This window comes from Nonomuraea sp. NPDC050202 (assembly GCF_040656115.1).
Classification (GTDB): Bacteria; Actinomycetota; Actinomycetes; order Streptosporangiales; family Streptosporangiaceae; genus Nonomuraea.
The window spans coordinates 141,024-161,601 of record NZ_JBFALF010000019.1; the positions used below are offsets into that span (position 1 = coordinate 141,024).

The 20,578-nt window shown below is 72.1% G+C and carries 21 protein-coding genes and 1 riboswitch; of the genes, 15 read left to right on the forward strand and 6 right to left on the reverse strand.

The annotated features are described in order from the left end of the window. Window positions 1–102 precede the first annotated feature (102 nt). The 11 genes from AB0I79_RS38200 to AB0I79_RS38250 all read left to right on the forward strand — a co-directional run bounded on the left by AB0I79_RS38200 (window position 103) and on the right by AB0I79_RS38250 (window position 12,615). A complete protein-coding gene (locus AB0I79_RS38200; RefSeq protein ID WP_357884254.1) occupies window positions 103–516 on the forward strand; it encodes a hypothetical protein in 414 nt (137 codons plus the stop codon). A gap of 10 nt (window positions 517–526) precedes the next feature. Continuing rightward, on the forward strand, window positions 527–1,114 hold the full coding sequence (locus AB0I79_RS38205) for a phosphoribosylanthranilate isomerase (protein ID WP_357884256.1): 588 nt from the start codon (window positions 527–529) through the stop codon (window positions 1,112–1,114). Then, window positions 1,107–1,928 (forward strand): GNAT family N-acetyltransferase, encoded by an 822-nt coding sequence (locus AB0I79_RS38210; protein WP_357884258.1) that lies wholly within the window; start codon window positions 1,107–1,109, stop codon window positions 1,926–1,928. Before AB0I79_RS38205 ends, AB0I79_RS38210 begins: the two co-directional genes overlap by 8 nt. A 182-nt stretch (window positions 1,929–2,110) precedes the next feature. Continuing rightward, complete coding sequence (locus tag AB0I79_RS38215) at window positions 2,111–2,692, forward strand: CDP-alcohol phosphatidyltransferase family protein (RefSeq protein ID WP_357884260.1); 582 nt, start codon at window positions 2,111–2,113, stop codon at window positions 2,690–2,692. Between the two features lie 4 nt (window positions 2,693–2,696). Beyond that, complete coding sequence (locus tag AB0I79_RS38220) at window positions 2,697–5,201, forward strand: mannose-1-phosphate guanyltransferase (protein WP_357884262.1); 2,505 nt, start codon at window positions 2,697–2,699, stop codon at window positions 5,199–5,201. Between the two features lie 267 nt (window positions 5,202–5,468). Continuing rightward, window positions 5,469–5,981 (forward strand): FHA domain-containing protein, encoded by a 513-nt coding sequence (locus AB0I79_RS38225; RefSeq protein WP_357884264.1) that lies wholly within the window; start codon window positions 5,469–5,471, stop codon window positions 5,979–5,981. A gap of 52 nt (window positions 5,982–6,033) precedes the next feature. Then, complete coding sequence (locus tag AB0I79_RS38230) at window positions 6,034–6,687, forward strand: MerR family transcriptional regulator (RefSeq protein ID WP_357884266.1); 654 nt, start codon at window positions 6,034–6,036, stop codon at window positions 6,685–6,687. A 132-nt stretch (window positions 6,688–6,819) separates the two neighbouring features. After that, a complete protein-coding gene (locus tag AB0I79_RS38235; protein ID WP_185105941.1) occupies window positions 6,820–7,290 on the forward strand; it encodes a bifunctional nuclease family protein in 471 nt (156 codons plus the stop codon). A gap of 147 nt (window positions 7,291–7,437) precedes the next feature. Continuing rightward, the gene (locus AB0I79_RS38240) at window positions 7,438–8,058 is read left to right on the forward strand and encodes a MerR family transcriptional regulator (RefSeq protein ID WP_155127945.1); all 621 of its coding nucleotides are present in this window, start codon (window positions 7,438–7,440) and stop codon (window positions 8,056–8,058) included. Between the two features lie 420 nt (window positions 8,059–8,478). Further along, window positions 8,479–8,576, forward strand: a riboswitch (glycine riboswitch). 185 nt (window positions 8,577–8,761) lie between these two features. Next, window positions 8,762–11,590 carry an aminomethyl-transferring glycine dehydrogenase gene (gcvP, locus tag AB0I79_RS38245; protein ID WP_357884269.1) on the forward strand — a complete coding sequence of 943 codons (2,829 nt, stop codon included), beginning with the start codon at window positions 8,762–8,764 and terminating at the stop codon, window positions 11,588–11,590. A 215-nt stretch (window positions 11,591–11,805) separates the two neighbouring features. After that, window positions 11,806–12,615 carry a hypothetical protein gene (locus AB0I79_RS38250; protein ID WP_357884271.1) on the forward strand — a complete coding sequence of 270 codons (810 nt, stop codon included), beginning with the start codon at window positions 11,806–11,808 and terminating at the stop codon, window positions 12,613–12,615. Window positions 12,616–12,642: 27 nt separating this feature from the next. Here the strand turns inward: AB0I79_RS38250 and AB0I79_RS38255 are convergent, their stop codons facing one another. Further along, window positions 12,643–12,984: a hypothetical protein gene (locus AB0I79_RS38255; protein ID WP_357884273.1), complete on the reverse strand. Its 342-nt coding sequence runs from the start codon at window positions 12,982–12,984 to the stop codon at window positions 12,643–12,645. A gap of 82 nt (window positions 12,985–13,066) precedes the next feature. On the opposite strand from AB0I79_RS38255, the gene AB0I79_RS38260 reads away from it, so the two are divergent. Further along, window positions 13,067–13,657 carry an alpha/beta family hydrolase gene (locus AB0I79_RS38260; protein ID WP_357884275.1) on the forward strand — a complete coding sequence of 197 codons (591 nt, stop codon included), beginning with the start codon at window positions 13,067–13,069 and terminating at the stop codon, window positions 13,655–13,657. Window positions 13,658–13,702: 45 nt separating this feature from the next. On the opposite strand, the gene AB0I79_RS38265 is transcribed toward AB0I79_RS38260, so the two are convergent. Both AB0I79_RS38265 and AB0I79_RS38270 read right to left on the reverse strand, forming a co-directional pair. Further along, complete coding sequence (locus AB0I79_RS38265; RefSeq protein WP_090931239.1) at window positions 13,703–13,894, reverse strand: DUF5999 family protein; 192 nt, start codon at window positions 13,892–13,894, stop codon at window positions 13,703–13,705. A 201-nt stretch (window positions 13,895–14,095) separates the two neighbouring features. Further along, window positions 14,096–14,656 (reverse strand): TetR/AcrR family transcriptional regulator C-terminal domain-containing protein, encoded by a 561-nt coding sequence (locus AB0I79_RS38270; RefSeq protein WP_357884277.1) that lies wholly within the window; start codon window positions 14,654–14,656, stop codon window positions 14,096–14,098. A gap of 115 nt (window positions 14,657–14,771) precedes the next feature. Between AB0I79_RS38270 and AB0I79_RS38275 the strand changes: the two genes are divergently transcribed. Further along, window positions 14,772–15,170: a hypothetical protein gene (locus tag AB0I79_RS38275; protein ID WP_357884279.1), complete on the forward strand. Its 399-nt coding sequence runs from the start codon at window positions 14,772–14,774 to the stop codon at window positions 15,168–15,170. A gap of 54 nt (window positions 15,171–15,224) precedes the next feature. Here the strand turns inward: AB0I79_RS38275 and AB0I79_RS38280 are convergent, their stop codons facing one another. The 3 genes from AB0I79_RS38280 to AB0I79_RS38290 form a co-directional block, all read right to left on the reverse strand. Next, a complete protein-coding gene (locus AB0I79_RS38280; RefSeq protein ID WP_357884281.1) occupies window positions 15,225–16,574 on the reverse strand; it encodes an RNA polymerase sigma factor in 1,350 nt (449 codons plus the stop codon). A 177-nt stretch (window positions 16,575–16,751) separates the two neighbouring features. Then, window positions 16,752–17,144, reverse strand: coding sequence for a hypothetical protein (locus tag AB0I79_RS38285; RefSeq protein WP_357884283.1), 393 nt, complete (start codon window positions 17,142–17,144; stop codon window positions 16,752–16,754). A 43-nt stretch (window positions 17,145–17,187) separates the two neighbouring features. Continuing rightward, window positions 17,188–18,336 (reverse strand): AMP-binding protein, encoded by a 1,149-nt coding sequence (locus AB0I79_RS38290; protein WP_357884285.1) that lies wholly within the window; start codon window positions 18,334–18,336, stop codon window positions 17,188–17,190. 64 nt (window positions 18,337–18,400) lie between these two features. Here AB0I79_RS38290 and AB0I79_RS38295 point away from each other — a divergent pair, with 64 nt between their 5' ends. Together AB0I79_RS38295 and menD are read left to right on the forward strand one after the other, a co-directional pair. Beyond that, the gene (locus AB0I79_RS38295; RefSeq protein ID WP_357884422.1) at window positions 18,401–18,895 is read left to right on the forward strand and encodes a hypothetical protein; all 495 of its coding nucleotides are present in this window, start codon (window positions 18,401–18,403) and stop codon (window positions 18,893–18,895) included. After that, window positions 18,892–20,553 (forward strand): 2-succinyl-5-enolpyruvyl-6-hydroxy-3-cyclohexene-1-carboxylic-acid synthase, encoded by a 1,662-nt coding sequence (gene menD / locus AB0I79_RS38300; protein WP_357884287.1) that lies wholly within the window; start codon window positions 18,892–18,894, stop codon window positions 20,551–20,553. Before AB0I79_RS38295 ends, menD begins: the two co-directional genes overlap by 4 nt. The last annotated feature ends 25 nt before the right edge of the window (window positions 20,554–20,578 follow it).

Consider the following 20,578-nt stretch of genomic DNA (forward strand, 5'->3'; position numbering starts at 1 on the left):
TCCGCCGCCGGGCGTACCGGCGAGTCATCCGGCAGGCTGACGACCCCCGGCGGGGCCCGCCGCGACCATATGGTCCTTCACCTTCGGCGAAAGGACCCATTCATGGCCGTGCGCGACACCGTCACCATGCCCCGGCCGGCGGGCCGGGTCTCCTCCGGTCTCCTCTACAGCTTGCGCCTGGCCGTCACCGCCCAGGCGGCGGCGCTGCTCGTGGCCGCCTCCTTCGCCGGCCAGGCGGTGGAGTCGGAGTCGATGATCGAGGCGCACCTGCTGGCCGGCATGGCCGTGCACCTCGTCGCCCTCGTCCAGATCGTGCTGGCCGTGCTGGTCTGGCGGCCGGGACGCGGCGCCGGCTGGCCCGCGCTGGCCAGCCTCGCGCTGTTCCTGGTCGGCGGGCTCCAGCACGTCACCTGGCTGTGGCTCGGGGCGCACCTGCCGGCCGGGGTGACCCTGTTCGGGCTGATCACCGCCGTGCTGGTGTGGGCGTGGTCACCGGCAGCCGCCCGCCGCCGCTAAGGTCGGAGACGTGTATGTGAAGATCTGCGGGCTGAGCGAGCCCGGGCACGTGGCCACCGCCGTCGAAGCGGGGGCCGACGCGATCGGGTTCGTCATGACCAGCAGCCCGCGCCGGATCACCCCCGAGCGGGCCGCCGAGCTGGCCGCGCGGGTGCCCGACCACGTGCTCACCGTCGGCGTCTTCCGCGGCGAGGACCCGGAGACGGTCCGCGCGGCGGCGCTGGCCTCCGGCGTGCGCGCCGTCCAGCTCCACGGCAGGCACCCGCACGGCGACTTCACCGCGCTGAAGGACCTCGGCGTCACCCTCATCAGAGCCGTCGACGCCCAGGCCGACCTGCGGTGCGGCGCCTACGACGAGGACCTGCTCCTGGTGGACGCGCCCCACGCGGGCTCCGGCCGGCAGTGGGACTGGTCCGCGGTGCGCGGCCGGGCGTCCGGGCGGTGGATGCTGGCGGGCGGCCTGGCCCCCGGCAACGTGCGCGAGGCGATCGAGGCCGCCGGCCCGTGGGGGGTCGACGTCTCCAGCGGCGTGGAGAGCTCGCCGGGGGTGAAGGACTCTCGCCTGATCGAGGAGTTCCTGCGGAGCGTCCGTGGATGAGGCGGCCCGCGGGCCGGCGCTGGAGCGCGGCGGCGCGGCGGCGGACCTGGCGCGGGCCCTGGCCTTCCTGCAGGGCTTCGCCCGGCGCAGGGCGCCCGTGGTGGTGCCGGTGGAGGGCGGGTTCGGGGTGCTCGACGAGCGTTTCCCCGGCTCGTACGACGACAACAAGCTGATCGTCACGGCGGCCGGCGAGGAGGGTCCGGCGGCCGGCGTCCAGGAGCTGGCCGGGCGGTTGATGGCGGCGGCCGACGAGGTGCTGGCCGGGCGCGACCACCGGCTCGTGTGCGTGGACGACGACCGGCTCGGCACGGCGTGCGCGCCCGCGTTCGCCGCCGCGGGCTACGAGCACGAGACGAACCTCGTCATGGCCTTCCGCGGGAGGATCCCGGCCGATCCGCCGCCGGCCGAGCGGCTCACGCTCGCGGAGCTGGAGCCGGTGCTGCGGCGCGACTGGCGCCGTACGCTGCCCCAGGCTCCCGACGAGGTGATCGACGGGCTCGCCAGGCGGGTGGAGTCCCGGCTGCGCGGCGCCGGCACGGTGGGCTTCCGCGGCGTGCGCGCCCCGTCCGGCGAGCTCGCCGCCCGCGCCGACCTGTACGTGCACGGCGGGGTCGCCCAGATCGAGAGCGTCTTCACCGGCGAGGAGCACCGGGGCAAGGGGCACGCCCGGGCCCTGATGAGCGCGCTGCTGGCCGAGGCCGCCGAGGCCGAGCTGATCTTCCTGGTGGCCGACGCGGGCGACTGGCCGCGCCACTTCTACGGGCGGCTCGGCTTCGAGGAGATCGGCCGCACCCACTCCTTCCTCCGCACCTGATCCCGCTGCCCGGAGGCCGGGTAGCTCGTCCCCAGGGCCGCCTCGCGGTGGCCTCCTGCGGCGTGCCCGCGCAGCGCGCCCCGCCCCGCCCCGGGTGCGTGCCCCGCCTCGGGTGTATGGCCTGGAGAAGCGGGGGCGGGAGGCGAGCGCTGCGTCGCAGTTCACGCAGTAGGGTCTGCTGCGTGAGCGAAACTTCCGCCGAGGACCGGATCTGGACGGTTCCTAACCTGCTGAGCTTCCTGCGCCTCCTGGGCGTCCCCGTGTTCCTCTGGCTGGTTCTCGTGCCCCAGGCTGACGGCTGGGCCATCGGGGTCCTGGCGGTGGCCGGTTTCACGGACTGGCTCGACGGAAAGATCGCCCGGGCGTTCAACCAGATCAGCAGGCTCGGCCGGCTCATCGACCCGGCGGCGGACAAGCTCTACGTCTTCGCCACCATCTTCGCCCTCCTGCTGCGCGAGGTCATCCCGTGGTGGCTGGTCGTGGTCATCCTCGGGCGTGAACTCTTGGTCGCGAGTTTCTTCCCCGTACTTCGCAAATACGGGTATAAGGCACTTCAAGTGCATTTCCTGGGCAAGGCCGCCATGTTCAACCTCATGTACGCCTTCCCTCTCCTCTTCCTTGCCTCCCACTCTGGGTGGTATGCCGAAATAGCCCGGATTGTCGGGTGGGCCTTCGCGCTCTGGGGAACGGGCCTGTACTGGTGGGCGGGGGTGCTGTATGTGGTACAGGTGCGCCAACTCGTAACCGCGGCCAAGAAGGGGTGATCGGGTGAAGGCGGTCGTCATGGCGGGCGGGGAGGGCACTCGGCTGCGTCCCATGACCGCCAACCAGCCCAAACCCCTGCTCCCGGTGGCCAACCGCCCGATCATGGAGCACGTGCTGCGCCTGCTCAAGCGGCACGGCATCACCGAGACGGTGGTGACGCTCCAGTTCCTGGCCGCGCTCGTGCGCAACTACTTCGGCGACGGTGACGAACTGGGCATGAGCCTCCAGTACGCCACCGAGGACATCCCGCTCGGCACGGCCGGCAGCGTCAAGAACGCCGCCGACCGCCTGCGCGACGATCGATTTCTGGTGATCTCCGGAGACGCCCTGACGGATATCGATTTATCCGACATGATCCGTTTTCACCGGGAAAATGGGGCCCTTGTCACGATCGGCCTCAAACGCGTCCCGAACCCCCTCGAATTCGGGATCATCATCGTGGACGAAGAGGGCCGCGTGCAGCGCTTCCTGGAGAAGCCCACCTGGGGCCAGGTCTTCTCCGACACCGTCAACACCGGCATCTACGTCATGGAACCCGAGGTCCTCGACGCCGTCGCGCCCGGCGAGCCCGTCGACTGGTCCTCCGACGTGTTTCCCGCCCTCCTGGAGCGCGGCGCCGCCATCTACGGATACGTCGCCGACGGCTACTGGGAGGACGTCGGCACCCACGACAGCTACCTCAAGGCCCAGGCGGACGCCTTGTCGGGCAAGGTCGAGCTGGACATCGGCGGCTTCGAGGTCTCCCCGGGCGTCTGGGTGGCCGACTCGGCCTCGGTGGACCCCGACGCCGTGCTCAAGGGCCCGCTGCTCATCGGCGAGTACGCCAAGGTGGAGGCGGGCGCCGAGCTGCGCGAGTACACCGTGCTCGGCAACAACGTGGTCGTCCGCGAGGGCGCGTTCCTGCACCGCGCGGTCGTCCACGACAACGTCTACCTCGGCCCCGGCGCCCACCTGCGCGGCTGCGTCATCGGCAAGAGCACCGACGTGATGGCCGGCGCCCGCATCGAGGAGAACGCCGTCATCGGCGACGAATGCGTCATCGAGGCCGAGGCCTACGTCTCCAGCGGCGTCAGGGTCTACCCGTTCAAGACCATCGAGGCCGGCGCGGTCGTCAACACCAGCGTCATCTGGGAGTCGCGCGGCCAGCGCAACCTGTTCGGCCCGCGCGGCGTCAGCGGCCTGGTCAACGTCGAGATCACGGCCGAGCTGTGCGTGCGCCTGGCCAGCGCGTACGCCACCACCCTCAGGAAGGGCGAGTACGTCGTCACCTCCCGCGACTGCTCCCTGGCCGCCAGGGCGCTGAAGCGGGCCGTCATCGGCGCGCTCACCGCGGGCGCCATCAACGTGCTCGACCTCGAGGCCGCCCCGCTGCCCGTCACCCGCTTCCACACCGCCCGCGAATCGGCCGCCGGCGGCATCGCGCTGCGCACCACGCCCGGGGATCCGCAGAGCGTGGACATCGTCATCATGGACGACCGCGGCGCCGACCTGCCGCCGGCCGCGCAGCGCAAGCTGGAGCGGGTCTTCTCCCGGCAGGAGTTCCGCCGCGCGTTCCCCGGTGAGATCGCCGGGCTGGCCTACCCGGCCAGGGCCTTCGAGGACTACACCTACGAGCTGCTGCGCAACGTCGGCGTCGGCGGCGTGCGGGACATGAAGGTCGTCGTCGACTGCGCGGGCGGTACCTCCTCGCTGGTGCTGCCCACCCTGCTCGGCCGGGTCGGCGTCGAGGTGCTCACCGTCAACGCCCGCCTCGACGAGGTCTCGCCCACCGAGACGCTCGCCGAGCGCCGCCGCGACCTGCAACGCCTGTCGGAGCTGGTCAGCAGCTCGCGGGCGGCGTTCGGCGTGCGGTTCGACCCGGTCGGCGAGCGCATCGGCCTGGTGGACGAGAAGGGGCAGCTCATCAGCGAGGAGCGGGCGCTGCTCGTCGTGCTCGACCTCGTCGCCGCCGAGCGCAGGGGCGGGCAGGTGGCGCTGCCGGTCACCACGACCCGCGTCGCCGAGCAGGTGTGCCGCTTCCACGGCGTGCAGGTGCAGTGGACCTCCACCGCGCAGGACGCCCTCACCTCGGCCGCCGCCGGCCCCGACATGATCTTCGCGGCCGACGGGCGCGGCGGCTTCGTCGTGCCGGAGTTCAGCCCCGCGATCGACGGGCTGGCCGCGTTCATCCGCCTGCTCGGCCTGGTCGCCCGCACCCGGCTGTCGCTCAGCCAGATCGACGCCAGGATCCCCGAGGTCAAGCTGCTCAAGCGCACCGTGCCCACGCCGTGGGCGGCCAAGGGCGCCGTCATGCGCTCGGTCATCGAGGCGGCCGAGGCCGAGGCAGGGGGGCACCGCATCGACACCACGGACGGCGTGCGCGTGATCCGCGACGACGGGAGCTGGGTGCTGGTGCTGCCCGCCGCCGCCGAGCCCGTCACCGACCTGTGGGCCGAGGCCGGGGACGTGGACGGCGCCCAGGCGCTCATCGAACGCTGGGCCCGGATCGTGGAACAGGCCGCGGGGTGATAGCGTCACACGCTGTGATCGGAAAGGGTTTGCCGAAGATGTGCCCGGGGAGTGCCGCAAGATCGTAATGTAGAAACGCGCGGCGGCATGGACCACGGGGCGGCGGCGGCGGTAACTTTGTCTGCGTCCAAACCAACGTGCAGCGCCCCGCCTTGACCTTTGCCGCTGATCAGCGTAAGTTGCGGCATTCGCAAACGTGAAAAAGCGAAGCGAGGCGCGCCCTGAGCACCGTCGCCGCGTCTTCGCGGTAGGAGGCCGAGCCGATCGATGCCGAGCGTCTACTGCACGCAGTGCGGGCACGCCAACCCCGAGGATGCCCGTTTCTGTTCCCGCTGTGGGTCACCGCTGACCAGACCCGAGGTCTCCGGGGACACCACATCGACGATCTCCGTCGCGGGAATCGAGGCGTACGAGGCTGAGACAGGCGACATGCTCCTGGCCGAGCGGGCGCTGGTCGACCAGCTGCCGCCCGGCACGGCGTTGCTCACGGTGACCCGGGGGCCCAACCAGGGGAGCCGTTTCCGGCTCGACAAGGACCTGACCACGACCGGGCGCCATCCGGAGAGCGACATCTTCCTCGACGACATCACGGTCTCCCGCCGCCACGTCGAGTTCTACCGCCACCGCGGCGGCCAGTTCTCCGTGCGCGACGTGGGCAGCCTCAACGGCACCTACGTCAACCGGGAGCGGATCGAGGAGGTTCCCCTGCACTCCGGAGACGAGGTGCAGATCGGCAAGTTCCGCCTTCTCTTCCTGATGCGGGGCAACTCCGGCGCATGAGCGGGCGCAGTGAGCGACTCAAGGTGACGGGCGGCCGTTCGCGGGAGGCCGGATGAGCTCCCAGGCGGCACGCTCGCACATGAGCATCGGGGAGGTGCTCGCGCTCCTGCAGGGCGAGTTCCCCGACGTGACGATTTCCAAGATCAGGTTCTTGGAGGGCGAGGGGCTGATCGAGCCCGAGCGCAGCCCGTCCGGCTACCGTAAGTTCACGCACCTGCACGTGGAGCAGCTGCGCTTCATCCTCACCGAGCAGCGTGACCACTACCTGCCGCTGCGGGTGATCAAGGACAGGATGGCCGAGAGCTTCGGCCGCCCGCGCGCCCTGCAGCAGCCGCAGGAGACCAGGCTCAGCCGGGCCGAGCTGCTCGAGGCCGCCGGCATCGACGAGGAGACCCTCACCGAGCTCGAGGACTACGGCCTGCTGGCCCCCGTGGCCAGGCGCTACGACGAGGAGGCGCTCAAGGTGGCCCGCACCGTGGGCGCCCTGGCCCGGTTCGGCCTGCACGCCCGCCACCTGCGGGCGGTCAAGGCGGCAGCCGAGCGGGAGGCCGGTCTGGTCGAGCAGACGGTCGCCCCCATACTCAAGCGGCGCCGCCCGGGAGCCATCGGCGAGGCCGACGAGGTCGCCAGGGAACTTTCCACGCTGCTGCTCGACCTGCACGCGTCCCTTGTGCGCACGGGTGTCCGATCGGTCCTGGGTCGTTGAGACCGTAGCGAGCTGGGAGGCGGGGGCACATTCCAGGCCCGCTGGGTGTTACGTTGAATTGCGAAGCCAAGTCAGCAGAAGCGATGATCGAAGAGCTGTGCCGGGTGACCGGTCAGGAATACGGAGCAGCCCGTGTTGCAGATGGAGGTCGTGGGCGTTCGAGTTGAAATGCCCACAAATCAGCCGATCGTCTTGCTCAAGGAGGCACACGGGGAGCGGTTCCTTCCTATATGGATTGGCATGCCCGAAGCCACGGCCATCGCGCTGGCCCAGGCGGAGGAGCCCCCGCCGCGGCCGCTCACCCATGACCTCTTCCGCGACGTGCTGAGCGCCCTGGGCGTCGGCCTGCGGGCGGTCAACATCGTCGCGCTGCGCGACGGCATCTTCTTCGCCGATCTGGTCTTCTCCAACGGCGTGGAGGTGAGCGCGCGGCCGTCCGACTCGATCGCGCTCGCCTTGCGTACCGGGGCCCGAATCTTCGCCAGCGAGGAGGTCGTCCAGGAGGCCGGGGTGATCATCCCGGACGACCAGGAGGACGAGGTGGAGAAGTTCAGGGAGTTCCTTGACACGATCACTCCCGAGGACTTCGGCAGGGCGGGGTAGGTATTTCAGTGCATTTACGCTTCACGACGCGCCGAGCCGGATCGTTGACTGAGCATGGTCACGGTCCTACGGTGCAAGTGAAACCCGTGGTCGCCCTTCATGAACCCCCAGATCAGGCCACGGGATGAGAGAAAGCCGGAGGTCCGCGTGGCGGTCAGCAGCGGCGAGGGAAAGACGGCCGGCCAGGAAGATCCGGTGCGGCGCGAGAGCGCGCGGCAGCGTGCCGGGGAGCAGGGCCTGCTCTTCGACGAGCAGCCGACGACGCTGCCGGGCGACATCGGATACCGCGGGCCGACGGCCTGCGCCGCGGCCGGCATCACCTACAGGCAGCTCGACTACTGGGCGCGCACGGGCCTGGTTGAGCCCACGATAAGGGCGGCGCACGGCTCGGGCTCCCAGCGGCTCTACAGCTTCCGCGACATCCTGGTGCTCAAGGTCGTCAAGCGGCTCCTCGACACCGGGGTGTCACTGCAGCAGATCCGCACGGCGGTGCAGCACCTGCGTGACCGCGGGGTCGCCGACCTCGCGCAGATCACGCTCATGAGCGACGGTGTCAGCGTCTACGAGTGCACCTCGGCCGACGAGGTGATCGACCTGCTCCAGGGCGGCCAGGGCGTGTTCGGCATCGCGCTCGGGCGGGTCTGGCGGGAGGTCGAGGGCTCCCTCGCGGAGCTGCCGGGGGAACGCGCGGCGGTCGAGGACACCGTCCCGGCCGACCATCCCGCTGACGAACTGGCCCGCAGGCGCCGCGCCCGCCGCACCGGCTGACCCGGCCCCGGGCCCCCGCGCTCGCAGATCGGGCCCGCGCCGCACCGGCCGACCCGGCTCCGTGCCCGGCCGACCCGCCCTGGCGCCTGTGGCCGGCAGATCGGGCCCGCGCCCACCGCGCCGGCCACCTCGGGCTCCCGCGCCGGGCTGACCCGCCCGGGCTCCCGCACCCGCCGCACCGGCCGATCGGGCCGGCGTCGCACGCCGGCCGTCGTGCCAGCGCACCCACGCACCGCACTCCCAGGCGCTCCCGTGCCCGGCTCCGGCCTGACGTGCCCGGCCTGACGTGCCCGAATTGACGTGCCCGGACGCCCTTTCACGGGCCGCCACCGGCACCCGTACGGGGCGCGCCGGTGGCCGGAAGCGGTCCGGTGAGCGGTTACCGGGGCCTACCGTAGTAATCTAGGACAGTAAGGCTGACGACCCCGTGCGGGAGAGTCCCCGGGCACCTGGTCCCGGGGCGCCGAAGGAGCAACCCTCCCCGGAATCTCTCAGGCATCCAGTACCGCTCGGGTGAGGCAACTCTGGAAAGCAGGCGCACCCGCCAGGCGCGCCTCACCGACGGTGCAAGCCCCACCGGGGGTGAAGCTCTCAGGTCGTGGCGCCGAAGCACATCGCGGGGCCGCGCTGACAGAGGGGGAGACCCGGCACTCGTCCGCGCCCTGGCGCCGGTCTCCATGAAAGCCTCGGGAGGCACAACCCCATGACCGATCTGTCAGCTCCGCCGTTCTCGTCCAGGCACATCGGCCCGTCGGAGTCCGAGCAGCAGCGCATGCTCGAGGCCGTGGGCTTCGAATCCGTCGCGGACCTGGTGGCGGTGGCCGTCCCCGAGGCCATCAGGGCCAAGGACAAGCTCAAGCTGCCCGCCGCGATCGGCGAGGCCGAGGCCATCGCCGAGCTGCGCGCGCTGGCCGGGCGCAACCGGGTGCTCACCTCCATGATCGGCCTGGGCTACTACGACACCGTCACGCCCGGCGTCATCCGCCGCAACCTGCTGGAGAACCCGGGCTGGTACACCGCCTACACCCCGTACCAGCCGGAGATCTCGCAGGGCCGCCTGGAGGCGCTGCTGAACTTCCAGACGGTCGTCTCCGACCTCACCGGCCTGCCCGTCGCGGGCGCGTCGCTGCTGGACGAGGCCACGGCCGCGGCCGAGGCCATGACGCTGGCCCGCAGGGCGGGCAAGTCGAAGAGCGACGTGTTCGTGGTGGACGCCGACGCGCTGCCCCAGACCAAGGCCGTGCTGGCCACCAGGGCGGAGCCGCTCGGCATCACGCTGGTGGAGCACGATCTGGACGGTGACCTGCCCGAGTGTTTCGGGCTGCTCGTGCAGTACCCCGGCGCGTCCGGGCGGCTGCGCGACTTCCGCGCCGTGGCCGCCGCCGCGCACGACGCGGGCGCGCTCGTCGTGGCCGCCGCCGACCTGCTGGCGCTGACGCTGGTCGCCGCCCCCGGCGAGCTGGGCGCCGACATCGCGATCGGCTCCTCGCAGCGGTTCGGGGTGCCGTTCGGGTTCGGCGGGCCGCACGCCGCGTACATGTCCGTGCGGGAGGGCCTGCAGCGGCAGCTGCCGGGGCGTCTCGTCGGCGTCTCCGTGGACGCCGACGGCGACCCCGCCTACCGCCTGGCCCTGCAGACCCGCGAGCAGCACATCCGCCGCGAGAAGGCCACCAGCAACATCTGCACCGCCCAGGTGCTGCTCGCCGTCATCGCGAGCATGTACGCCGTCTACCACGGCCCCGAGGGCCTGCGCGGCATCGGGCACCGGGTGCACCGCCACGCCACCGCCCTGGCCGAGGGGCTGCGCGGCGCCGGCGTGGAGGTCGTGCACGGCGAGTTCTTCGACACGGTGCTGGCCCGCGTGCCCGGCAGGGCCGCCGCCGTCGTGGCCGCCGCCGCCGAGCGGGGCGTCAACCTCTGGCAGGTGGACGACGACCACGTCTCCGTGGCCTGCGACGAGAAGACGGGCGCCGCCGAGCTGGCCAAGGTGTGGGCGGCGTTCGGCGTGAGCGCCGAGGTGGCCCCGGAGGACGCCCCCGACGCGCTGCCCGCCGACCTGCTGCGCGAGAGCCCGTACCTGACCCACCCGGTCTTCCACAGCCACCGCTCCGAGACCGCGATGCTGCGTTACCTGCGCAAGCTGCAGGACAAGGACATCGCGCTGGACCGCTCGATGATCCCGCTCGGCTCCTGCACGATGAAGCTGAACGCGACCACCGAGATGGAGCCGATCACCTGGCCGGAGTTCGCCGCCGTCCACCCGTACGCGCCCGACGACCAGGCCGAGGGTTACCGGGAGCTGATCGGCACGCTGGAGGGCTGGCTGGCCGAGGTGACCGGCTACGACGCCGTCTCCATCCAGCCGAACGCCGGCTCGCAGGGCGAGTTCGCCGGGCTGCTGGCCATCCGCGCCTACCACCGCGCCAACGGCCACGGCGAGCGCGACGTGTGCCTCATCCCGTCCTCCGCCCACGGCACGAACGCCGCCAGCGCCATCATGGCCGGCATGCGCGTCGTGGTCGTGGCCTGCGACAGCGACGGCAACGTGGACCTGGCCGACCTCGACGCCAAGATCGACAAGCACCGCGACGCGCTGGCGGCGATCATGGTGACGTACCCGTCCACGCACGGCGTGTACGAGGAGACGATCACCGAGGTGTGCGCCAAGGTGCACGACGCCGGCGGCCAGGTGTACGTGGACGGCGCCAACCTCAACGCCCTGGTCGGGCTGGCCAAGCCGGGCGAGTTCGGCGCCGACGTGTCCCACCTGAACCTGCACAAGACGTTCTGCATCCCGCACGGCGGCGGCGGCCCCGGCGTCGGCCCGGTCGCGGTCCGCGGCCACCTGGCCGCCTACCTGCCCGGCCACCCGCTGCACAACGGCACCCCCGTCGGCCCCGTCTCGGCGGCCCCGTACGGCTCGGCGGGCATCCTGCCGATCTCGTGGGCGTACGTCAGGATGATGGGCGCCGACGGCCTCACGGCGGCCACCGAGCAGGCCATCCTGTCGGCCAACTACCTGGCCAGGCGCCTGGCCCCGCACTACCCCGTGCTCTACACCGGCCGCGGCGGCCTGGTGGCGCACGAGTGCATCGTCGACCTGCGGCAGATCACCAAGGAGACCGGCGTCACCGTGGACGACGTGGCCAAGCGCCTCATCGACTACGGCTTCCACGCGCCGACCATGTCGTTCCCCGTGGCCGGCACCCTGATGATCGAGCCGACCGAGAGCGAGGACCTGAACGAGCTCGACCGGTTCGTCGACGCCATGATCGCCATCCGCGGCGAGATCGCCAAGGTGGCCTCCGGCGACTACGACAAGACGGACAACCCGCTGCGCAACGCGCCGCACACGGCCGAGTCCGTCAGCGCCGACGAGTGGCCGCACCCGTACACCCGTTCGGAGGCCGCCTACCCGCTGCCGTCGCTGCGCGACGGCAAGTACTGGGTGCCGGTGCGCCGCATCGACCAGGCCTACGGCGACCGCAACCTGGTGTGCTCGTGCCCGCCCCTCGAGGCCTACGAGGACTGACCTCCCGGCCTGCCCGCCTGCCCGCACCCCCGACACGCGCGAGGCGCGGCTCCGCGCCCCGCGCGTGCCGGGCTTGTCCCGGAACGCGTCCGGGCAGGTCCGGGTGCGCCCGCCGATAGGGGGCATGGCTCGTGCCAGTCCTTCGGTGTCAAGTGAGCAGACATGATCGCCAATAGTCGTTAGGCTCGGTGCGACTGCCGCCCCAAGGAGCTCTCTTGACGTCCTCAGAGCTGGAGACCCCGCCCCTCGACACCGCCCGCCTGCTGGCCGAGCGCGGTGACCTCGACGCCGCCGCCCGCATACTCGGCGAGCTGGTCGCCGACCCCGACGGGCCCGACAGGGCGCAGGCCGGGGTCGGCCTCGCCGTGGTGCTCGAACAACGCGGCGACGTCGAGGGGGCCAGGGCCGCCGCCAGGACCGCGCTGGCCACCGGCCACCCCGAGTACGCCGCCCAGGCCGCCTGCCACCTCGCCCAGGGGTTCGAGCGGGAGGGCCGCGACGAGCAGGCCAGGGCCGCCTGGCAGGCCGTCCTGGGGGTCGGCACGGCCGCGTACGTGCCGCTGGCCCACCTCGCGCTGGCCCGGCTGGCCACCCGGGCGGAGCAGCTGGAGGAGGCGGAGAAGGAGTTCCGCGCCGCCATGGAGACCGGCGCGCAGGCCGGTGAGGAGCGGATCGGGGCGCAGGCCGCGGCCCAGCTCGCCGAGCTGATGATGGAGCACGCCGAGCCCGGCGCGGCGGCCGAGGTGCTCCTGGACGCCCTGGAGTTCGCACCCGGGGACGAGGTGCCCGGGCTGCGGGTCCAGCTCGGCATCGCGCATCTGGAGCTGGCCTGCGCCGAGTTCGCCGAGAGCGTCGAGGGCGGGGCCGACGCGCAGACCAGCGCGCTGGCGATCGAGCTGCTCGCCCGCACGCTGCCGCTGCGCGGGCGGGCCGAGGACGCCGGCCGGGTCTGGTCCTACGGGCTGGAGCACGAGGACGAGACGCTGGCCGCCGAGGTGCGCCTGCGCTACCACCGCGACGCCTGAGAATCCCAGGGGCGCCTCAGGGGCGCCTCAGGGGCGCCGCATGGTCGCGGCGGCGGCGGCCACGTTGATCAGCACGATCGACAGCCACGCCACCAGCAGCCCCGCTCCGCCGGCGCTCGCCGCGATCGCCGTCAGCGGCACGCCGATGCCCAGCGAGCCCAGCACGATCGGGACCATCGGCGAGCTCTGGTTGCGGCGCCCGGCCCGCACGGGATCCTGATGATCCAGCTCAGCCCGCACGCGCGCGGCGATCGTGGCGTCGAGCCGCTCGACGAACGAGTCGATGAGCGCGGTCTCGTACTCCGGGCCCAGATCGCGGCGCGCTTCGAGCGTGGCCTGCAGATCATCCCGGAGGCGTTTGTCTGGCATAGGGAAAATCATCCCTGCCCCGCGGCGCGCCGTCATCCGCCCTGAGGGCTAGGCCCCGATCCTCCCCAGGTACGGTGCTGCCATGCAGGTGATGACGCCGCGGGGGCCGGCGCTGGTGGAGCTCGACGAGGTCGCGGACCCGCGGCTGCTGCTGGTGCTGACCCACGGATCGGCCGGGGGAGTGGACGCTCCCGACCTGCTGGCGGTGCGCGACGCCGCGCTCGCGGCCGGGGCCAGCGTGGCGCGGGTGACGCAGGCGTTCAGGGTGGCGGGGGCGCGGGCACCCGGCTCGGCGGTCAAGCAGGAGGAGGCGTGGGAGATCGTCCTGCGCGAGCTGCGCGCGGGCAGGTCCGGGCTGCCCCTCGTGCAGGGCGGGCGGAGCAACGGGGCGCGGGTGGCGTGTCGTACGGCCAAGGCGGTCGGCGCGGCGGCCGTGGTGGCGCTGGCCTTCCCGCTGCACCCGCCGGGGCGGCCGGAGCGTTCCAGGGCCGAGGAGCTGCGCGGGGCCGGGGTGGACGTGCTGGTGGTCAACGGGGATCGGGACCCGTTCGGGATCCCCGACGCGGCGGACGCCGCGAGGCTGGTGGTCCTGCCGGGGGAGAACCACGACCTCAAGCGCGACCCCGCCAGAGTGGGCGAGGTCGTCGCCGAATGGATCATGCGCTACGCGTAGCCGGGACGTCGCTTCGCGCGCGGGCGAGGATGCTCGCCGTAGCGGTCAGGCGGCGCCGACCACGGGCCGGTGCGGTGCGATGACGGTGCCGCTGGGCAGGAGCTCGCCGGTGTCCTCGAACAGGACGACTCCGTTGCAGAGCAAACTCCACCCCTGCTCGGGGTGGCAGGCGAGGGTGCGTGCCGCCTCGCGGTCTGGCGCCTCGGCATCCGGACAGGCCGGGTCGTGCGGGCACATCGGCGTGCCTCCGATATCTCGTGGGATGCTCCCGTTGTGGAGGGGCGGGAGCCGGCTCGGGTAGTTGTGCTGGCAAGTGTGCGACCTATGTCACTCGTTCCGACATAGCCCGTTCGGACTGTTACAGGAGGATCCCTGGACCGTGTGACCTTCGACACAGCGTGCCTTATGCAGGATAACGGTCCAAGCGCGACACGCGCATCACGTTTGCAATCCCTTGAGAAGAGCGTCGAGTCCGCGCTCGAAGTCCACATCCGCCCTTTCGTCCCGCCTGACCCATTCATCGACTTCCGGGTCGGCCCACCCCGATTGCTGTACCTCGACCGCCACGCTGCCGAACACGAAGGCCCGCAGCGCGCGCACGGCCTCGTCGGCGCCCTCCAGGCCCCCGTCGGAGAGCTGCTCGACCTGCTCCCTGATGGCCAGGGCCGTGGCGCCCTTGGGTGGCTTGGTCAGCGCCAGCGCCAGCACGCCAGGGTGCTCGCGCAGCAGCTCCCTGCTGGCCCGGCACCACGCCTTGGCCGTCTCCTGCCAGGTGGGGCCCTGCTCCACCTGCACGGCCGTGACGTACTCGGCCAGGGCGTCCATCAGCGCCTCCTTGCCGCGGGGCAGATGGTGGTAGATGGCCATGGCCTCGACCTGCAGGGCATCGCCCAGCCGGCGCATGGTCAGGCGGCGCAGCCCCTGGCTGTCGGCGATGTGCAGCGCGGCCTCGATGATGCGCTCGCGGGACAGGGGCACGGGCGGTCTCTTGGCGGGCATGTGATCATCTTACTATGTAAAGGCGCTCGCTCCGGGGCGATTTCCGCCCGTGTCGCCGGACGGCGTACGCTTGGCGGTTGAACGAGTACCGACAGCTTGTGAAGGGGCCGGGTCGATGGCGTTTTTCCGTCCGCGGGTGAGCCGGGAGGCAGAGGTCCGCTACCACGCGGACCAGGAGATCTCCAAGAGCTTCCCCGAGTTGCTCGACAAGGCCAGGCAGGCCGAGCAGACGCTGCGCGAGCTGCGTGCCGGCGCGGCCGACGAGCTCGAGCTGCTCGCGGCGGGGCGCGCGTTCGACAAGGCGCTGACGGAGGCGCTGAGGGCCGCCGAGGCGGGGCAGCGGGCCACGTTCGGCGTGAAGGCCTACGACGACCGGATCGCGCGGCGCAAGGCCAAGGCCACGCCCGCGGGGGCCATGTGGACGTCCGAGGTGGAGCGCCTGCGCACGCTGCGCGAGGACAACCGGCTGTGGGGCATCCCGCGGGTCCCGCGCCCGCTGCCCGCCACGGCCTGAGCCGCCCCCTCCACGCGACGAGCCCCGGCACCATCGTGTGCCGGGGCTTTCGGTTCAGCTCGCCCAGTCGAGCAGCGGGCGGGTGTTGCTCGGGTGGCGCAGCTTGGACAGCGACTCCTTCTCCAGCTGGCGGATCCGCTCCCGGGTGAGCCCCAGGTGCTTGCCGATCTCGTCCAGCGTGTGCGGCTTGCCGTCCACCAGGCCGAAGCGCAGCGCCATGATCTTCGACTCGCGCGGCGACAGGTTGTCGAGCACGCCCCGGAGCTGGTCGCCCAGGAGCTGGCGGTCGACGATCTCCGACGCCTCAGGGGAGTCGACGTCCTCGATGAGGTCGCCGATCGTGGTCTCCCCGTCCTCGCCGATCGTCGCGTTCAGCGAGATCGGCTGGCGGCTGGTGCGCAGCAGCTCCTCGATCTGGTCCGGCGTCTTGTCGAGCTCGACGGCCAGCTCCTCGGGCGTGGGCTCGCGGCCCAGGCGCTGGTGCATGTCACGCTCGACCCGCGACAGCTTGGAGAGCATCTCCAGCACGTGCACGGGCAGCCGGATCGTCCGGGCCGAGTCGGCGAAGCCGCGCTGGATGGCCTGCCTGATCCACCACATGGCGTACGTGGAGAACTTGAAGCCCTTGGTGTAGTCGAACTTCTCCACGGCTCGGATCAGCCCCAGGTTGCCCTCCTGGACGACGTCCAGCAGCGACATCCCGCGGTCGGTGTACTTCTTGGCCACCGAGACCACGAGCCGCAGGTTGGCCTCCAGCATGTGGTCCTTGGCCCGCCTGCCGTCCTCGATCACCAGGTGGAGGTCCTCCTGGACGGACGGGGGCAGGTCGGGCTGGGTCTCCAGCTTGTACTCGGCGTACAGTCCGGCCTCGATCCGCCTGGCCAGCTCGACCTCCTGGGCGGCGGTGAGCAGGGTGCGGCGGCCGATGGACTTGAGGTAGGTGTGCACCGAGTCGCCCATGACGGACTGCGTGTCGTCCAGGTCGAGCGGCTCGTTGTCCAGCTCGGCCTCCTCGCTCAGCAGCAGGTCGTCGGGGACGTCCTCCTCGTGCTCCGGCTTGGCCTCGGCCGGTGTCACGGCCCTGGCCGCGGCGGCTGCGGAGGTTTTTGCCTCGTCGGCCTTGCGGCCGGTAGTCTTTGCCCGCGAGGTCGTCTTCTTGGCGGTGGCCGGCTTCTTCTGGGTCTTCTTCGAGGCGGTGGTGCTGAGCGACGGCTCGCCCTCGGCGGCCAGGCTCACGCCGGCCTCTGACAGTTCCCGCAGTATCGTGCGGCCTTCAGAGGGGCTGATACCGGCCTCGGCGAATGCGTCGCGCAGCTCCGCCAGAGAAAGGTGACCCTGGGCTCGCCCTCGTTCAATCAGCTGGTCGAGAGTTGCGGGTGGGGTCGCCACGGCGGTTCTGGGCATGAGGACACCTCCTCCGTACGGAGTGGAAGCGATCAGGCAGGTTGTGGTGGGGCGGTTTCACGTCCGCACGGCGCACCAGTATCAATAACGCCAATCGCCGTCATTTGTTCCCGTACGCCCCTGCGGGATGGAAAAGGGGCGGATCGCCCCATATGCGAAACCGCCCCGATGGCAGGTCTATTCCGTCGGCGCCGCCTGGCCCTGCTCTGTCTGGCCAGGGCCGACCTCGACCTGGCCTGGGCCGACCTCGAACTGGCCGGGCGTCACCTCGGGCATCGGCATGGGCTCGGCGTCTTCCAGCCGCTCGTCCGTCCAGTACTCGATGACCTTGCGGGGATCGGGGTTGACCTCGGTGGAGACCACGATGCCGTCGTCGGTCGTGGTCTCGGGGGCCGGAACCTGCCCCTCCTGCGGCTGGCCGGACGGTGACGCCTTCTCCACCACGGCTCGGGTCTCCCTCGCGACCTGGTCGAGCTTGCCCGCCGAGGCGGCCGCCGCGACTGAGGCGCCTCCGACGACGATGACGCCGACGACGGCCGCGGATGCCCACATCTTGCGGGTCTGGTCCATGAAGGCTCCCTCCTTCTCCCCGATTTGACGCAGCCGCAACTCGTCAGGTTCCTGCTCTCAGGCGTACCAGATCGGTCTTGCCGTTCGGCAGCAGCGGCAGCCGGGAGACGAACCGCAGCTCGCGCGGGGCGGCGTGAGGGGGAAGCCTATCGCGGCAGTACGCCCTCAATTGCTCAAGTGTGAGGGGTGTGTCGGGGTTGGCAGGGACCACGATGGCGGTGACCAGCTCGCCCCATTCGGGGTCCGGCGTGCCGATCACGGCCGCTTCGGCGATCTCCGGATGGGCGCACAACACGTCGGTCACGGCACCGGCCACGACCTTCTCGCCGCCGGTGTTGATCACGTCGTCGACCCTGCCCAGCACGCGCAACCGGCCCCCGCGCAGCTCGCCCAGGTCAGAGGTGACGAACCAGCCGCCGTCGAGCGGGGCGGGCGGCACGCCGAAACGGTAGCCGGAGAACAGCACCGGGCCCGCGATCCTGATCAGGCCGTCCTCGCCGATCTTGACGTCCACGCCGTCCAGGGGCCGCCCGTCGTACACGCAGCCGCCGCTCGTCTCGCTCGACCCGTACGTCGTCACGATCCGCGCGCCGCGCTGCCTGGCACGCTCCAGCAGGCCGGGAGGGGCCGCGGCGCCGCCGAGCACGATCGTCCTGAACACCGACAGGTCCGCCCCCGTCTCGACCAGCCGGTGGAGCTGGGTGGGCACGAGGGAGACGTGGTCGGCGCCCGAGCCGAGGACCGCGCGGGGGTCGAACGCCGCGTGGATGACCGGCTCGCTGTCAGACAGCAGGGCGCGCACCAGGACCTGCAGGCCGGAGACGTGGGAGACGGGCAGGCAGCACAGCCAGCGCTCGCCCTTGGACGCCTCCACGCGCCGCAGCGAGGCCGCCGCACTGGCACGCAGGGCGGCGGCGGAGAGCATCACGCCCTTGGGCGCGCCGGTGCTGCCGCTGGTGGCGATCACCACCGCCACGTCGCCGGGCACGCCCTCGCCGTCGCCGCGCCGGGCGCCGCCGAGATGCGTGGGACGCAGGGCGGCCAGCGCGGGCTCCGCGTGCCCGGGGGACAGCGGGAGGACGGCCGGCCCGTCGCCGGACAGGGCGTCGCGCACCGCCGTGAACAGGGCAGGTCCCGGAGGCTGCACAATGGCATGCAGCGGACGGTCCGGATGCGACGGGTTCCTCCACATGCTCGTAAGGTTAATGGCGACAGGTCGGACAGCGGCGCAGGGGAGGGTCGTGACGCGTTCTCCCATGGCTCCCGAGGTTCCGGCAGCTCCCGTGGTCTTCAGGATCCCGATGCGCACGCGCTTTCGGGGGCAGACCGTCAGGGAAGGGGTGCTGCTGCACGGCCCGGCAGGGTGGGGCGAGTTCTCGCCGTTCCCCGAGTACGGCCCGCGCGAGAGTGCCCGGTGGCTGGCGTGCGCGCGCGAGGCGGCCTTCGAGGGCTGGCCGGAGCCGGTGCGCGTGGTGGAGGCGTGCGGGCTGCCGGCCGTGGTGTCCAGCGCCGTGGAGACGTCGGTGGGGCTGGCGGCCGGGTTAGCACTGGCGGCGGCGCTGCCGGCGTTGCCGTACGCGTGCGGGCTCGGCACGGCGCCCCTGCTGTCGGGCGATGTCGTGGCGGACCCGCTGGTGCCGGTGGGCGGCCGGCTGGCGGTCCGGCGGCCAGCGGTAGATTTTCAGCATTTGTCGGCTTTTGAGATTGAATCTCCCCAGTGGCTTCGCCGGATGCAGGAGGCCTCCCGTTGAACCCCGCTACCGCGCTGGCCACCGTACTGGTCGACGAGCTGGTGCGCTGCGGCCTGACCGACGTGGTGCTGGCCCCCGGCTCCCGCTCCGCCCCGCTCGCGCTCGCCCTGCACGCCGAGTCGCGGGTGCGCCTGCACGTGCGCGTGGACGAGCGCTCGGCGTCGTACCTGGCGCTCGGCCTCGCCAAGCGCTCCGAGCGGCCCGTCGCGCTGATCTGCTCGTCCGGCACCGCCACCGCGAACTTCCACCCGGCCGTCATCGAGGCGAGCGAGTCCGGCGTGCCGCTGCTCGTGCTCACCGCCGACCGCCCGCCCGAGCTGCGCGGCACCGGCGCCAACCAGACGATCGACCAGATGAAGCTGTACGGCACCGCCACCCGCTGGTTCGCCGAGGTCGGAGTGCCCGAAGACCGGCCGGGCCAGGTGGCCTACTGGCGTTCCCTGGCCTGCCGCGCCTACCAGCGCGCCGCCGGCGCGGGCAACCCCGGCCCCGTGCACCTCAACCTGGCCTTCAGGGAGCCGCTGATCCCCGACGGCGACACGAACTGGTGCGAGCCGCTCGACACCGGGGCGGGCAGCCCGTGGGTGCGCGCCCGCGTCGCGCCCCCGCCGATCGCCCTGCACATCCCGCCCACCAGGCGCGGCGTGCTCGTGGTCGGCGACGGCGCCGCGAACGTGCGCCGCTACGTGGCGGCGGCGGGCATGGCCGGCTGGCCCGTGCTGTCCGAGCCGAACGGCGGCGCACGCTACGGCGACCACGCCATCTCGGCCTACCACTACCTGCTGGGCACGCCGGAGTTCGCCGACGTGCACCGGCCCGACGTGGTCGTCACGCTGGGCCGCCCGGGGCTGTCGCGGCCGCTGCTGTCGTGGCTGCGGCGGGCCGGCGAGCACATCGTGGTCTCCCCCGACCTCGACCGCTGGCCCGACCCCACCCGGTCGGCCACGCAGGTGGCCCAGGCGGTGGAGATCCCGGTCGCCTCCGGCGACGACTCCTGGCTGCACGCCTGGCGCCAGGCCGACCTGGCGGCCCGCGCGGCCATGGACGAGGTCCTCGACCTGTCGGGCACCAGCGAGCCGCGCCTGGCCAGGGACCTGGTGGACGCGCTGCCGAACGGGGCGCTGCTGTTCTGCGGCTCCTCGATGCCGATCCGCGACCTCGACCAGGCGATGCGGCCGCGGCGGGGCATCAGGCTGATGGCGAACCGGGGGGCTTCGGGCATCGACGGGCTCGTCTCCACGGCCATGGGGGCGGCGCTGGCGCACAACGGGCCGTCGTACGCGCTGCTGGGGGACCTGTCGTTCCTGCACGACCAGAACGGGCTCATCCTCGGGCCCCGCGAGCCGCGGCCCGACCTGTGCTTCGTGGTCGTCAACAACGACGGGGGCGGGATCTTCTCGCTGCTGCCGCAGTCGGCCGTGCGGGATCCGTTCGAGCGGGTCTTCGGGACGCCGCACGGGGTGGACCTGGGGTACGTGGCCGCGGCCACGGGGACGCCGTACACGCTGGTGGGGGATGTCGGGGAGCTGCCCAAGGCGTTGCGCGGGGAAGGGCCGCGGGTGGTCGAGGTGCGTACCGACCGGGAGGAGAACGTCCTGGTGCACGCGCGGCTGCGCGACGCGGCCCAGGACGCCGTACGCGCTTACCTCGCGGGCTGAACGGGGGGAACGGGGGGCGTGGTGC

Excerpts from the sequence above, each read along its gene's own strand:
- AB0I79_RS38200 (WP_357884254.1), top strand. The coding sequence starts at position 103 with ATGGCCGTGCGCGACACCGTCACCATGCCCCGGCCGGCGGGCCGGGTC.
- AB0I79_RS38265 (WP_090931239.1), bottom strand. The coding sequence starts at position 13,894 with ATGTGCCCGCACGACCCGGCCTGTCCGGATGCCGAGGCGCCAGACCGC.
- AB0I79_RS38280 (WP_357884281.1), bottom strand. The coding sequence starts at position 16,574 with ATGCCCAGAACCGCCGTGGCGACCCCACCCGCAACTCTCGACCAGCTG.
- gcvP (WP_357884269.1), top strand. The coding sequence starts at position 8,762 with ATGACCGATCTGTCAGCTCCGCCGTTCTCGTCCAGGCACATCGGCCCG.
- AB0I79_RS38275 (WP_357884279.1), top strand. The coding sequence starts at position 14,772 with ATGGCGTTTTTCCGTCCGCGGGTGAGCCGGGAGGCAGAGGTCCGCTAC.
- AB0I79_RS38270 (WP_357884277.1), bottom strand. The coding sequence starts at position 14,656 with ATGCCCGCCAAGAGACCGCCCGTGCCCCTGTCCCGCGAGCGCATCATC.
- AB0I79_RS38255 (WP_357884273.1), bottom strand. The coding sequence starts at position 12,984 with ATGCCAGACAAACGCCTCCGGGATGATCTGCAGGCCACGCTCGAAGCG.
- AB0I79_RS38260 (WP_357884275.1), top strand. The coding sequence starts at position 13,067 with ATGCAGGTGATGACGCCGCGGGGGCCGGCGCTGGTGGAGCTCGACGAG.
- AB0I79_RS38230 (WP_357884266.1), top strand. The coding sequence starts at position 6,034 with ATGAGCTCCCAGGCGGCACGCTCGCACATGAGCATCGGGGAGGTGCTC.
- AB0I79_RS38290 (WP_357884285.1), bottom strand. The coding sequence starts at position 18,336 with ATGTGGAGGAACCCGTCGCATCCGGACCGTCCGCTGCATGCCATTGTG.
- AB0I79_RS38225 (WP_357884264.1), top strand. The coding sequence starts at position 5,469 with ATGCCGAGCGTCTACTGCACGCAGTGCGGGCACGCCAACCCCGAGGAT.
- AB0I79_RS38295 (WP_357884422.1), top strand. The coding sequence starts at position 18,401 with ATGGCTCCCGAGGTTCCGGCAGCTCCCGTGGTCTTCAGGATCCCGATG.
- AB0I79_RS38285 (WP_357884283.1), bottom strand. The coding sequence starts at position 17,144 with ATGGACCAGACCCGCAAGATGTGGGCATCCGCGGCCGTCGTCGGCGTC.